Genomic DNA, 12,933 nt, shown 5'->3' on the forward strand with positions numbered 1-12,933 from the left:
GTCCACCCGAGGGACCGTCAGCGCTCCCCCGACGGCGTCGGCGGAGCCGAGCAGGGCGAGCTCCCCGGCGCAGCCGTCGGTCACCGCCACCCGGCCCGGCGCGTCGCGGACGACCGCCGCCCCGTCCCGCCCGGCGGCCCCGGTCGAGCCGTCCGCACCCCAGCCCGCGCAGCCCACCGCGGCGCCGCCCACCCGGCCCGCGCCCGGCCCGACCGCGCCCACGCCGACGCCGACCTCCACGCCGACACCGTCCTGCAAGCCGGTCCTGTTCTGGTGCGCCTGAGCCTTCGGGCCCGGTCGGCGGCCATCACGGCGGAGCGGGCCCGCCCCCGGACCGGACGGGCGGCCTGGTGCGCCCGGCCGGTCCGGCCCCACTGCCCCGTACGCCTCCCCGGGAGCCGGAATCCGTGATCGGCCCGCTCGCCGGTTCACGTGCCCCCGCTATAGTGCGAGCACCCCCGTATCCCTCCCGCCCGGGAAAGCTCCGGCGCGCAGGGATGACTTTCGTCATCTCGGGCCGGTGACACGGCGGCACTGCCGCGCGCGGTCACCGGACGGGAGTCTGGTGACCATGGCAACGACACAGGCGGTGCTGACGGCCGAAGGGCTGCGGTACCGGTACGGAGAGACGCTCGCGCTGGACGGCGTGGACCTGCGGGTCGGTCCGGGCGAGTGCGTCGCACTGCTCGGCCCCAACGGCGCCGGGAAGTCGACCCTGGTGGCACTCACGGTCGGCCTGCTCGCGCCGCAGCAGGGGACGGTGCGGATCATGGGCGGTGACCCGCGCCGCGCGGCGACCCGCCGCCGTCTGGGCGTGGCGCAGCAGACCCTGGGGTTCCCGAACACGCTGACCGTGGACGAGCTGGTGCGCGGCGCCGCCGTCCGCGGCGGGCTGCGGGCGACGGCCGCCGGTCCGGTCCTGGCGGAGCTCGGGCTGACCGAGCTGGCGCGCCGGCGGGTCTCCAAACTCTCCGGCGGCCAGCGGCAGCGGGTCCAGCTGGCGATGGCGCTGGTCACCGAGCCGGCGCTGCTGGTGCTGGACGAACCGACGGTCGGTCTGGACACCCGGGCCCGGCGGCACTTCTGGGAGGTCCTGGCGGAGCGCCGGGCGCAGGGCGCCGCAGTGCTGGTGACCACCCACCTGATCGAGGAGTCCGCGGCCCTGGCGGACCGGGTGGTGGTGCTCGACCGCGGCCGGATCCTGGCGGACGCGCCGCCGCAGGAGCTGGTGGCCCGGCTGCCGGACCGTACGGTGACCGTCCGGACCGGCCTCGACCAGGAGCAGCTGGAGCGGCTGCCGGGCGTGCTCCGGGTCGGCCGGGAGCACGAGCTGGTGACGATCCAGACCCGCTCGCCGGAGGACCTGTTGCGCGTGCTGCTGGATCTCGACCCGGAGCTGTCGGAGCTGCGCGTGCAGGACGCCGGCCTGGCGGAGGCCGTGGTCGCACTCACCGACGGCCGTGATGACGCCTCGGAACGTACTCGGGAAGGCAGGGCGGCGGCGTGAACGTGGTACTGGGGCGGGTCTTCCGGTCCGAGTTGAGGGACGAACTCCGGTCGATCGTGCGGGAGCCCACCTCGTTGTTCTTCGGCATCCTGATGCCGGTCGGCTTCTTCGTCCTGTTCAACCTGCTGTACGGGCAGGGCGCCGTGCAGGGCCTCTCGGCCGGTACGGCGATGGTGGCCACCTTCGGCACCTACGGCGTGATCACCGTCGCCTCCCTGCAACCCGGGGTCGGGGTCGCCCAGGACCGGGACCTCGGCTGGCTGCGGATGAAACGGGTCTCCGCGGTCCCGGTCTGGATCAGCCTGGCCGCCAAGGCCACCGCCGCGCTGCTCTACGGGGTGGGCGTGCTGGCGCTGATGGGGGTGGCGGCCGCAGCCTTCGGCACGCTGCACGCCTCGCCCTGGGCGCTGCTGCGGGTGGCGGTGGTACTGCTGCTGGGCACCGTCCCGTTCACGCTGTTCAGCGTGGCGGTCGGCTTCCGGTTCCGCCCGGGGGCGGCGGTCGCGCTGCTCAACGCGGTGCTGTTCCCGCTGGCGGTGCTGTCCGGGCTGTGGATCCCGATCCGGCTGCTGCCCTCGGTCGTGCGGCAGATCGCCGAGTTCCTGCCCACCTACCACCTCGCCCAGCTCGGGCTCGCCCAACTCGGTGACGGCACCGCGCTGATCCACGTGCTCGCCCTGCTGGTCACCACGGCGGTGGCGGCGGGTGCGGCGGCGCTCTCCTACCGGCACGCGCGGATCTGAGGCGGCGGTGAGCGACTTCGACGGCGCCGCCCCCCGGTCCGTGGCCGAACGGCTGCGGACCTGGGAGTGGGTCTACCTCGGCTACCTGCTGTTCATGCCGGCGCAGCCGTACTTCTCGCCGGCGCCCGACCGGTGGGAGTGGCCGCTGGCGATCACGGTGTGCGCGGCCACGGTGCTGCTGTACGCCTTGGCCCTGCTGCGCGGGCGGTCGGCGTGGAGTGTCTGGGCCTCCGTGGTGCCGATGGCCGTGCTGGGCGCGCTGGCCACGCCGTTCAACGCCGCCGCGAGCGTGCTGTTCATCTACGCGGCGGCGGCCGCGGGCAACGCGCTGCCCTGGCCCGTCGCCCGGCGGTGGTTCGCCGGCCTGACCGTGCTGGACTGCGGCACCGCGCTGCTGTCGCAGGTGCCGCTCCCCTACCGGCTGTTGGGCTTCGCGTCGGCGCTCGTGATGATCTGGGTGGTCGGGCTGCTCGAACTCCGGCAGCGCGACCGGCGGCAGGAGGCGGAGAACCAGCGGCTGCGCACCTCGCAGGTGGAACTGCTCGCCACGCTGGCGGAACGCGAACGGATCGCGCGCGACCTCCACGACCTGCTCGGGCACTCGCTGACCGCGGTGGTGATGCGCGCGCAGCTGACCAAGGAGCTGGTGCTCGCCGACCCGCAACGGGCGCGCGCCGAGGCCGAGGAGATCGAGCGCAACGCCCGGGAGGCGCTGGCCGCGGTGCGCAGTACCGTCACCGGTTGGCGGCGGACCACCGTCCGCGCGGAGCTGGAGGTGGCACGGCGTACGCTGGCCGGGACCGGGGTGACCTTGCGGGTGCGCTGTGCCGAGGAACCGGCCCTGCTCGCGGCGACCGACCACGAACTGGGGCTGGCACTCCGGGAGGCGGTGACGAACGTGGCCCGGCACGCGCGGGCCGCCACCTGCCGCATCGGACTGGACACGGACGAGGAACGGGTGCGCTTGGTGATCGCGGACGACGGCATCGGCGGCGATGCCCCGGAGGGCACCGGGTTGACCGGGCTCCGGGAGCGGATCGCGAAACTCGGCGGCGCGGTGCAGCGCTCCGGCTCGGCCGGTACGACGCTGGTCATCACGGTGCCGGTGGCGGTGAACGGATGATCCGGGTGGTGCTGGCCGAGGACCAGGGCATGGTGCTGGGCGCGTTCGCGTCCCTGCTGGACCTCCAGGCGGACATCACCGTGGTGGCGACGGCGACCAACGGCGACGACGCGCTGGCCGCGGTGCGCGAGCACCGGCCGGACGTGCTGGTGACCGACATCGAGATGCCCGGCCGCACCGGTCTGGACCTGGCCGTGGAGCTGAACCGCCTGGGCGACCCGACCCGGGTGCTGATCGTGACCACCTTCGCGCGCAGCGGCTACCTGCGGCGCGCGGTGGACGCCGGGGTGTCCGGGTACCTGCTCAAGGACGCGCCGATCGGTGAGCTGGCGGCCGCGCTGCGCCGGGTGCACGCGGGCGAGCGGGTGGTCGCGCCGGAGTTGGCGGTGGCCGCGTGGGACGCCGCCGATCCGCTGACGGAGCGGGAGCGGGAGCTGCTGCGGGCGGTCGCGGACGGGGCCGGCAACGCCGCGATCGCGGCGCGCCTGTGCCTGGCCGAGGGGACCGTCCGCAACTACCTGTCCAGTGCGATGGCCAAGTTGGGCGCGCGCAACCGGACCGACGCGGCCAAGATCGCGCGCACCCGCGGCTGGCTCTGACCGGCGCCCGCCACCGGTGGCGGACGCGGTTCCGGCCGTCCCCCTACCGGTCGTCGTCCCTCCGGTCACGCCTCCGGTCGCGGCCACCGCCGTTGGTGGTCACGTACAGGGCGCCGAGCAGCATCCCGCCCACCACGCAGACGCCGACGCCGATCGGGGAGCTGATCATGAAGCCGCCGACCACGAGCGCCGCGTAGACCATCGGCGCGGCGGCCCTGAGGTTCCTGTTCATCCGTCATCCTCCTTGGTTGCCATCTGGTTTCCTACCCCGGGCCGCCTCAGCCGAGCGCCCGGGCCATGAATCCCCTGATCCCGACCGCCACGGTGACCGCCAGGGCGAGCAGCAGCACCGCCAGGTCCGTCCACAGCGGGATCGCCGACGGGGGTCCGGCCTGGGCCGCGGCCCGTAGGCCCTCGCTGACGTAGGTCAGCGGGTTGAGCGCGGAGACCACCTGGAACCACCTCAGCTGGTCGAGGGAGGACCAGGAGTACTGGACGGACCCGGTGAACGTCAGCGGGGCGAGGACGATCGCGAAGGTGACGCCGATGCGGTCCGGCGACACGACCGTGCCGAGCGCCAGGCCGAGGGCGGCACCGGTCGCCGCGCCGAGGACCAGGACCAGCAGCACCCCCGGCCACCTCGTGGGCGGCCAGCCGGTGGTGCCCAGCACCAGGAACCCGACCGGCGCCATGACCAGTCCGGCGAACAGTCCGCACAGCGTGCCGTAGGCCAGCTTGGCGACCGCGACCAGCTCGCCCGGGATCGGTGCGAGCAGCCGGTCCTCGATCTCGCCGGACCACGAGAAGTCCATGATCAGCGGCATCGCGGTGTTCTCCAGGGCGACGAGCAGCGCGTTGAGCGCCATCACCCCGGGCAGCAGCGTCGCCCCGAAGTCGCCTTTGGTGTAACCGGCTTCGCCGAGCACCTTGCCGAAGACGAAGAACAGCAGCAGCGGCTGGACGATCACCTGGAGCAGGAAGGCGGTCGGTCGGCGGGTGGTGGTGTAGACGTCGCGCCAGAGCACCGCCAGGAAGGTCCGCGTCACGGGACCGACGCCGTCCCGGGGAAGCCGGTCGGCGCCTTCGGTCGCAGTGGTCACCGCAGTTCCCTTCCGGTCAGGCTGATGAACACGTCCTGGAGGCTCGGCCGGGCGATCGACAGGTCGACCAGCTCGGCCCCCCGGTCGGCGACCGCGCGCAGCACGTCCGGCAGCAGGGCCGACGGGTCCTTCTCGGTCCGCACCCGGAAGTACTGGCTGCCGCCGCTCCCCTGCGGCGCGTCGTGCTCGACGCCGTCGGCGCCGGGCAGCCCGGTCAGCGCCTCCAGGATCCCGGCGCTCGGCACCTGCTCACCGCGGACCTGCGCGGTGACGGTGGTGCCGCCCGGGAGGGCCCCGGTCAGTGCCCGCGGGGTGTCCAGGGCGAGCAGCCGGCCGTGGTCGACGATGCCGATCCGGTCGGACAGGCTCTCGGCCTCGTCCATGTCGTGGGTGGTGAGCACCACGGTGACGCCCCGCTCGCGCAGGTCGCGGATGCGCTCGTGCAGGAACAGCCGGGACTGCGGGTCCAGGCCGGTCGACGGCTCGTCCAGGAACAGCACCTCGGGCGCGTGCATCAGGGCCCGCGCGATGACGACCCGCTGCGCCTGGCCGCCGGAGAGCCGCTCGACCCGCTGGCCGGCCTGCTCGGTGAGCCCCATCAGGTCGAGCAACTCCTCGGCGCGGCCGGTCCGTTCGTCCCGGCCGACGCCGTGGTAGCGCGCGTGGAAGAGCAGGTTCTGCCGCACGTCGAGGGAGCGGTCCAGGTTCTGCCGCTGCGGTACGACGGCGAGCAGCCGCTTGGCGGCGGCCGGCCGGGCCACCACGTCGGTGCCGAGGACCAGGCACCGACCGGAGGTCGGGCGGATCCGGGTGGTCAGCACGCCGACGATGGTGGACTTCCCGGCCCCGTTCGGGCCGAGCAGGCCGAAGACCTCGCCCCGCTCGACGGTGAAGCTCAGGCCGTCCACGGCCGCCGGGGCGTGCGGGTGGTAGCGCTTGACGAGTTCGCTGACGGTGACGGCGTGCGTCATCGCGTCGTCCTTCCTCGGGTGCCCGGACCGGTCACAGCCGACCGCCGCCGTCGACGAACCCGATCAGGTCCTCGATGCGGTCCATCGCGGTGACTCCGTGGACGTCCTCCACGGCCCGGGAGACCACGTGGCAGATCAGGTTGCGTTCCAGCTCGCCGATGCCGAGCCGGTACATGTTGAGGTACATCCAGTTGAGGACGACCCGGTACCGCTTGAAGGTGTGCCAGCCGCCGAGCTGCTCGGCCGCCGGGCGGTGACCGCCGAGCACCCGGTGGAACGGGCTGCGGTCGGACCAGGCGCTCCAGGTGGCGCCCCAGGCCTCCGGGTCGCCGTTCGGGTCGGTGTCGAGCGCCAGCTCGCCGGTGCCGATCAGCCCGTCGGCCCGGTCGCGGTAGCGCAGCAGGACGTCGAGGAGTTCGCCGAAGCGCACCGCGTCGTGGTGGTCCGCGGCCGCGGTGATCTCGACGACCCGCTGCCGGAAGGCGCCGGCGTTGGCCTCGTAGACCTGGTCGAAGCGGGCGCGCAGGCCGTCGGGGTTCTTCGCCAGGAAGGCGTCGGCGTGTCCGCGGTAGGACATGTACCCGTACGTCACCGGCGGGAGGAAGCGGTGCGCCGCCGCGATGAAGAGGTCCACCGCGAGGGCCGTCTTCGAGCCGCCGTCGCGGATCCGGTCGAGGATCCCGAACACCAGGTCGTTGCTGTCGACGTAGTAGTCGGCGAGCAGGTCGGCGGCGGCCGGTCCGCCGAGCACGTGCTCGCGCCGGTCGTACGGCTCCGTCCCGACGCTGTTGTCGGGCGCCCAGGGGGTCAGCGGGCCGCGTTCGCGCTCCACCGCGGCGAGCCGGACGTGCTCGGCGTGCGAGGCCCGCTCGTCCAGGACCACGGTCGACGGGTGCGCCCGCAGGTAGGGCTCCAGCACGTCGGCCACGGCGGGTGCGACGACGCCGTCGAAGACCTCTGCGCTCGCCTGGACCACGATCCGCACGTGCGGCCCGCGCCGCCAGTGCGGCTGGAAGTACACCCGCCGCGCCGCGGGGGCCACCTCCGCGACGAACGGGCGCACCGCGTCGAGCAGCAGATCGGTGCGGTCGGGCTCGTGGTGGAACACGTTCACCGTGCGCCACACGGTCTCTGTCATTCCCGGTCTCCTCGGCAGTTGAGCTCGATGACGTATTCGGTGACTCTGGGCACCCCCTGGTGGTCGAGGAGCGCGGCCTCGGGCCTCGGCGCGACCTCCTGGAACACCGCCGCGTTCGCCGGGTCCCTGGCCAGTCGCTCGAAGGCCAGGACGAGGGGTGGTGAACCGATGTCGACGTACACCGGCTTGCGGCTGCGGTCGCTCGCGACCGACCCGTCCGCGACGACGCCGGTCGGCAGCACGGACACGAAGAACCTCGGGGGCATTCCGAGTTCGGTCAGCCAGGTGGTCAGCAGGAGCAGGAAGTCCGGGTCGGACTGCCCGGCCGCGCGACACGGCAGCGTCCCCGGCTGGGCCACCCAGGTCGCCCGGCGGAGCACCACCCGGCCGATGCTCAGCCGCGGCGCGTGCAGCACCCGGCCCTGCCCGCTGCCGGCTGCCGCGTCGTGCTGGAGCGGCTGGTCGGGGCGCAGCAGCAGCGGGTTCTCGCCGAACGCCTCGACCAGCAGGGCCATGACCGGCGGGAACTGCCGCTCGTAGGAGAGTCCGCCGTGGACCGGCCTGACGGCCGCGCCGTCGTCGAACAGGGCCGGCAGTCCGTCGCCGTCCAGGCCGACGGTCAGCCGGGCGGGCGGCGGGTAGTCGAGCCGGTCCGGCAGGGCGGGCTCGCGCTGGTTGAGCGAGGTGGCCAGGGTCTGGGTGAACTCCGCGTAGGTCGGCGCGTCCGGGTACACCGCGTCGACCGGGAGCGGGTCGTCCCCGAGGTGGCGCAGCAGCCGGCGCACCTGCGACCGGGCCCGGCCGAAACCGGAGTTGACCGCGTTGACGATCAACTCGTCGGCGTCGCCCTGGGCGTAGACGGCGACCGAGCCGACCGGACGCACCCAGGCGGGCAGCGCGTCGAGCACCTCCTCGATCCGCCGCCGGTCCGGCAGCGCGCGCCGGAGGTCGGCGACCAGGTCCACCAGCCGGCGCACTTCCGCGACCGGGCTGGCGGCCAGGGTCGCGGTCAGCCCGGTCGGGTCGAAGGCGACGGCGGCGGGGTGCAGTCGCCTGGCCTCGTGGCCGTCGCGGAGGAGTTCGGCGTAGAACCGGTCGAACGGCACCGTCGCCCCGTCGCCGAAGCGCTCCCGGATGAACGCGGCGACGGCCAGTTTGAACGGCAGTGCGGAGTCGAAGACGGCGAGCAGTCGGCAGGCGAGCGCCAGGTCGTCCAGGGCCTCCTGCCAGGACGGCAGGCCCGCCTCGACCACGACGCCGGGAATGACCGACTGCTCGGTCAGCACGTCCCGCAGCTTGCCGGTGACGCCGACGCCGCGCAGCCGCTCGTGGAGCGCCTTCCCGAGGACGACCCGGTCGGCTCCCCCGGCATCGCCGTAGGCGCGCAGCTCTTCCCGGAGGGGAGCCAGTGCGGGGACGGTCCCGGCCAACTGCCCCAGCGGGTCGATCCCTTGGTCGTCGAAGTCCGGTTGGAGCAGGAGCAGTCCGCCGGCCACGAGGGAGCGCAGGTATCCGGCCGTCCGCTCCGGCGGCGCGGGGAAGCCCGCCGCCAGCGCGGCGAGGGTCGGGCGGGCGACCGCGGCGCGCAGGCAGTGGCGCAGCGCCGGGGTCAGCGGCAGGGTGAGGAGGTCCTCCGCCGGCGCCGGGCCGAGGAAGCGGACGGTGTCGCCCTCCAGGCGCGCACTGGGGTTGATCCGGACGGTCGGCTCGGTCGCGCCGGCGGCCAGCGGGGTGAGGACCGACAGGTCGAGATCGACGATCGACCGCGCCCGCTCGGTCGCGGCCCAGCGCAGGGCGGGCCCGTCCGGGACGAACCGGCCGAGGCCGCTGGCGGTGAAGGTGCTGAACGGGCTGGTCTTGACGGCGGCGCGGGCCGCGTAGGCGGCCAGCCGGATCAGCTCCTGCCGCCCGGGCCTGCGGCCGAGCACCTGGTGCAGGGTGGGGCTGGCGTGGGCGAGGCCCTGGTCGAAGCGGGGGTCCGCGCCGAGTTCGCGCAGCGCGGCGTCGACGGCTCGGCCCGCCTCGGCGTACACCGTCGGCAGCTGCGCCCGGTCGGCCCGGTAGCGGCCCAGCGCTCGACCGAACTCGGCGATGTCCGAGGCGAGTTCGGGGCCGAGGGCGGCGGCGGTCCGGGGGTCGGCGAGCAGTCGGGCGGGGTCGCGCAGCTGGTGCACGGTGCGGCGCAGCGCGACCAGCCTGGGCTTGGCCGCGGGGTCGCGCAGCTCCCCGATCACGGTGTGGCAGCGCTCGGACAGCGCCCCGGCGCCGCTGCGCAGTTCGGCGGCCGTACGGGAGAGCGCGAGCAGTTCGCGCCGCAGTCGCCGGTCGGCGAGCTGCTCGACCACGTCGGCGGGCAGGCCCGCGACACGTACTCCGAGGGTGGTGGCGTGGGTGGTCACGGGAAGGGGTGGGGGTGGGGGTTGAGGTCGGCCTCGGTCAGCGGGTGCGGGGCGTGGCCGAGCCGGTACGGCACCTCCAGCGGCCGGGACAGCCCGGTGGTGCGGCGGTTGCGGTGGCCGAAGGTCATGGACAGGGCGCCGGGCGCGATCACCTTGACGCAGGTCAGGCCGGCGGCCTCGTGCAGGGGCGAGGTCTGGTCGACGACCACGACGTCCATGCCGCCCGCCAGCATCCGGTCGACGGCCTCGGTGAGGTCGTCCCGCAGGTCGGTGTGGAGCGGCCAGGGGTTGCGGGCGATCACCTCGTCCCAGCCGGTCAGGCGGTCGCCGTCGAGCAGGAAGGACCAGCGGTCGAGGGCCTCGGGCGTCGCGTTGCCCAGCGAGTGGTCGGTCATGATCCGCACCAGTTCGGGATCGGCGGCCATCCGGCGGGCCCGTTCGGCCTCGGCCGGGTACCTGGCCTGCTCCTGTTCGACGATGGGTGCCAGTTCGCCGAGGGCCGTGAGCACGGCGGCGACCGGGTCCAGGGCCGAGCCGCTGGTGCAGACGACCTTCGGCCGGGTGTCGTCGCCGGTGGTGTCCTGGGCGAGCACCCAGAACGCGCGGATCCCCTCGGTCAGGGTGATGTCGAAGGCCCGCACCCGGCAGCCGGTGCGCTCGATGCGTTCCGCGAGGACCCGGATGCGCGGATCGGGCGCCCGGGCGAGGTCCACCTCGGGCACCGGCATCCGGGCGTACCAGGTCATCAGGAAGGCGTCGCGCTCGACGACTTCGAGGATCCCGTGCAGGATCGCCTCCTCGACGCAGCCGCCGAGCGCGCAGCCGTTGGAGATCTCGAAGGTGAAGGGCTTGTCCCTGCGGTCGTCGGGGCGGGCCCTCGGCTGGAACCGCGTCCGGTAGTACGCGTGGGTCTCCGGCACGAGCACCGGGCGGGCCCGGACGAAGGAGTACGCCCACACCCAGTCCACCACCGCGTCCTCGGTGAACGGCTGGTAGGCGCAGTCCGGCTCCCGGTAGCGCTCGGGAGCCAGCAGGCCGAGCGACCGCGGGTCCAGGGCGTCCCCGGCCAGGTCCGCGTAACTGCCGCGCACGGTGGTGCGCTTGCCCCAGGGCCACTGGCCGCCGAGCCGCTCCAGTGCCTCGGCGACGGCGGTGGCCCGGCTGGAGGCGAAGTCACGGGTGCGCCCGAACCCCGCCTCGCCCCGGTAGCCGTACTCGGCCAGGACGGATTCGGTCAGCGGGACCATCGAGTCGCGCATGCCGCGCGGCGGGGCGACCACCCCGGTCTCGGCGTCCACGTAGAGCTCGGTGAGCCGGGCCTCGGAGAGTTCGCCGATCCGGCTGGCGCGGGCCCGCGGCTTGGGCCGGGGGACGGGGGCGATCACGGCCCGTTCCGCGGTGTCCTCGGGCAGCGCGCCGCAGACCGCGCACAGCGGGTCCGGGAGGAACGCGTGCCGGGTCAGCGACAGGTCGCGCAGGTCGAGGTACCAGCAGCGGTCCGTGGCGACGCCCGAGTGCAGCAGCTCGCGCACGGCCTCGGCGGCGAAGCCGGACAGCCAGGCCGACGGGCTGGTCGCGATCCGCCCGTCCGCGCGCAGTTCGGCCGTCCAGGGCGCGCGTTCGGGTGCGACGGAGCGCCAGGTCTCCAGGCACCGGGCGCAGCCGGGTTCGCCGGGCCGCACCAGCGGGCCGATCACGACCCGGTCGAGTTCGGTCCACACCGGCAGCCAGGGCTCGCCCCGTTCGTGCGCCTCGGTCCAGCCGCCGGTGTCCCAGCCGTCGCGCGCCACCACCAGCATCGACGGCGGGCGCCGGGCGATGGCGGCGGCCAACAGGCCCTCGCCCAGTACGGTGTCGCTCACGAGCCGTTCCTCCTCACCAGGTCAGCCGGAACTCGGGGCGCGGCCCGGCCGGGTGCTCGGTGCCCAGCTGCGCCACCAGCAGACTGCGCCTGCGCCCCTCCAGACCGAACCAGGCGTCCAGCAGGTGGGTGAGCACGTCGTTCTGGATCCGGCCGGCCACGCCCACGGACGCGGCGGCCAGGCAGGCCCGGTGCAGGGCGGCGCCGGCCGCGGCCTGCTGCAGGCGGTACCAGCGCGCACCGAAGCGCTCCTCGGCGGCCTCGGCGTCGCCCACCGGCAGCAGCCAGAGGTTCGCCGTGCGGGCGCCCTGCTGGGTCAGGGCTGCCAGCGCGGCCTCGCGGAGCCGCTGCCGGGGGTTGCCCTCGCCGACCAACTCCAGCCGGTGCTCGTCGGGGAGGTAGCGGTAGGCGCCGTCCGGGACTCCGGCCACGTCGGCGACGACGCAGTAGAACTCGACCAGACCGGCCGGCAGGTCCCAGTTCTCCTGCCGCCCGTAGGCGGTGAGGACGGTGGCCAGGGTGCCGATCGCCATGGTGTCGGCCTTGAAGCCGCGCACGGCCGCCCGGCGGTTGCGGGTGCCGGCCCGCAGGTCCGGCTCCGCGTGCGGGAGGCTGATCCACTCGCGCTCGGCCTCGGTCCCGCGCCCACCCTCTCCCTCTGCCTCGGTCCCGCCCTCGCCCCCGCCCTCGCCGGGGGGCGCGGTCAGCAGCGGCTCGGGGGCGGGGCGGCTCTGCCGGAGCACGGACGCGTGCGCGGCGAAGGCGCGTGGGAAGGCCGCCAGCGAGGGGCCCTCGAACGCGGTGGGCACCGGGGCGACCAGCTCGACCACGGCGTGCACCCCCTCCGCCCTCGGGTCCAGCCCCAGCAGCTCGGTGAGGTCGGCGTCGGGGAAGCACAGCCGGGCCGAGGCACCGTCGTCGGCCCCGACCACCAGGGCCTGGGCCACCTGGATGCCCGCCTCCAGGCAGGCGAGGCGGTAGTACATCTCGCCGTACTTGGCGGCCAGCCGCCAGAACACGTTGGTGTGCACCAGGACGGTGCCGGCCGGGCGGGCGGCCACCCAGCCGCGGTAGTCGCCCGAGCGCAGCCGCACCAGGTCGTGCCGGGCCGGGTCGTAGTAGTGGACGCCGGTCGGGACCTCCGAGTCGGGCCCGGCGATCACGTACCACTCGGCGCTGTACCGGGCGCCGCCCGATGGCGTCGGGCGGCGGGTCACCAGCCATTGCAGCGGGTCGTCGTCCGGGATGGCCTCGAAGCTGTCGGTGAAGGGCAGCATGTCCAGCGGGGTCAGCCACTGGGCGCGGGTGATGCCGCCGAGCTCGGCCAGCAGCCGGCCGAGCCGGTGCTCGGACTTCTCGGGCGGCCAGGGCAGCGGATGCCTCGGCGCGCCCGGGTAGCTCTTGACCAGCCGGGGCGGGAACGCCTGCGGGTCCGCCACCTCCGTCGGCGTGTGCACGGTGTCCTGGTAGCGGGTCGCCTCGTCGCTCATGG

General features: G+C 74.6%; 11 protein-coding genes and 1 pseudogene. 4 read left to right on the forward strand and 8 right to left on the reverse strand.

The features are described from left to right. A pseudogene (locus tag ACFXPX_RS17165) lies at nucleotides 1-258 on the reverse strand (hypothetical protein); the annotation flags it as partial. Nucleotides 259-571: 313 nt separating this feature from the next. Here ACFXPX_RS17165 and ACFXPX_RS17170 point away from each other — a divergent pair. From ACFXPX_RS17170 to ACFXPX_RS17185, 4 genes are read left to right on the forward strand one after another with little or no spacing between them, the layout of a single operon-like run. After that, nucleotides 572-1,507 carry an ABC transporter ATP-binding protein gene (locus ACFXPX_RS17170; protein WP_380523061.1) on the forward strand — a complete coding sequence of 312 codons (936 nt, stop codon included), beginning with the start codon at nucleotides 572-574 and terminating at the stop codon, nucleotides 1,505-1,507. Continuing rightward, entirely contained in the window at nucleotides 1,504-2,250 is a 747-nt protein-coding gene (locus ACFXPX_RS17175; RefSeq protein ID WP_380589257.1) for an ABC transporter permease, read from the forward strand. Before ACFXPX_RS17170 ends, ACFXPX_RS17175 begins: the two co-directional genes overlap by 4 nt. Nucleotides 2,251-2,257: 7 nt before the next feature. Further along, the gene (locus ACFXPX_RS17180) at nucleotides 2,258-3,373 is read left to right on the forward strand and encodes a sensor histidine kinase (protein ID WP_380641985.1); all 1,116 of its coding nucleotides are present in this window, start codon (nucleotides 2,258-2,260) and stop codon (nucleotides 3,371-3,373) included. After that, nucleotides 3,370-3,972 carry a response regulator transcription factor gene (locus ACFXPX_RS17185; protein ID WP_375891055.1) on the forward strand — a complete coding sequence of 201 codons (603 nt, stop codon included), beginning with the start codon at nucleotides 3,370-3,372 and terminating at the stop codon, nucleotides 3,970-3,972. Before ACFXPX_RS17180 ends, ACFXPX_RS17185 begins: the two co-directional genes overlap by 4 nt. A 43-nt stretch (nucleotides 3,973-4,015) precedes the next feature. Here ACFXPX_RS17185 and ACFXPX_RS17190 read toward each other — a convergent pair whose 3' ends face one another. Genes ACFXPX_RS17190 through ACFXPX_RS17220 form a run of 7 tightly spaced genes read right to left on the reverse strand, consistent with a single transcriptional unit; the run spans nucleotide 4,016 to nucleotide 12,931 of the window. After that, nucleotides 4,016-4,204, reverse strand: coding sequence for a hypothetical protein (locus ACFXPX_RS17190; protein WP_375891053.1), 189 nt, complete (start codon nucleotides 4,202-4,204; stop codon nucleotides 4,016-4,018). Between the two features lie 46 nt (nucleotides 4,205-4,250). After that, nucleotides 4,251-5,072, reverse strand: coding sequence for an ABC transporter permease (locus tag ACFXPX_RS17195; protein WP_375891051.1), 822 nt, complete (start codon nucleotides 5,070-5,072; stop codon nucleotides 4,251-4,253). Next, nucleotides 5,069-6,043, reverse strand: coding sequence for an ATP-binding cassette domain-containing protein (locus ACFXPX_RS17200; RefSeq protein ID WP_380641987.1), 975 nt, complete (start codon nucleotides 6,041-6,043; stop codon nucleotides 5,069-5,071). The genes ACFXPX_RS17195 and ACFXPX_RS17200 overlap by 4 nt, the downstream gene beginning before the upstream one ends. Before the next feature lie 31 nt (nucleotides 6,044-6,074). Further along, complete coding sequence (locus ACFXPX_RS17205) at nucleotides 6,075-7,181, reverse strand: thiopeptide maturation pyridine synthase (RefSeq protein ID WP_380523056.1); 1,107 nt, start codon at nucleotides 7,179-7,181, stop codon at nucleotides 6,075-6,077. Then, nucleotides 7,178-9,580 (reverse strand): lantibiotic dehydratase, encoded by a 2,403-nt coding sequence (locus ACFXPX_RS17210; RefSeq protein WP_380641990.1) that lies wholly within the window; start codon nucleotides 9,578-9,580, stop codon nucleotides 7,178-7,180. Before ACFXPX_RS17210 ends, ACFXPX_RS17205 begins: the two co-directional genes overlap by 4 nt. Further along, the gene (locus ACFXPX_RS17215) at nucleotides 9,577-11,442 is read right to left on the reverse strand and encodes a TOMM precursor leader peptide-binding protein (protein WP_380641992.1); all 1,866 of its coding nucleotides are present in this window, start codon (nucleotides 11,440-11,442) and stop codon (nucleotides 9,577-9,579) included. The genes ACFXPX_RS17210 and ACFXPX_RS17215 overlap by 4 nt, the downstream gene beginning before the upstream one ends. A 13-nt stretch (nucleotides 11,443-11,455) precedes the next feature. Further along, complete coding sequence (locus tag ACFXPX_RS17220; protein WP_380589240.1) at nucleotides 11,456-12,931, reverse strand: nitroreductase family protein; 1,476 nt, start codon at nucleotides 12,929-12,931, stop codon at nucleotides 11,456-11,458. Between the last annotated feature and the right edge of the window lie 2 nt (nucleotides 12,932-12,933).

The sequence above is a fragment of the Kitasatospora sp. NPDC059146 genome (genome assembly GCF_042786665.1).
In the GTDB taxonomy this organism is placed as follows: domain Bacteria; phylum Actinomycetota; class Actinomycetes; order Streptomycetales; family Streptomycetaceae; genus Kitasatospora.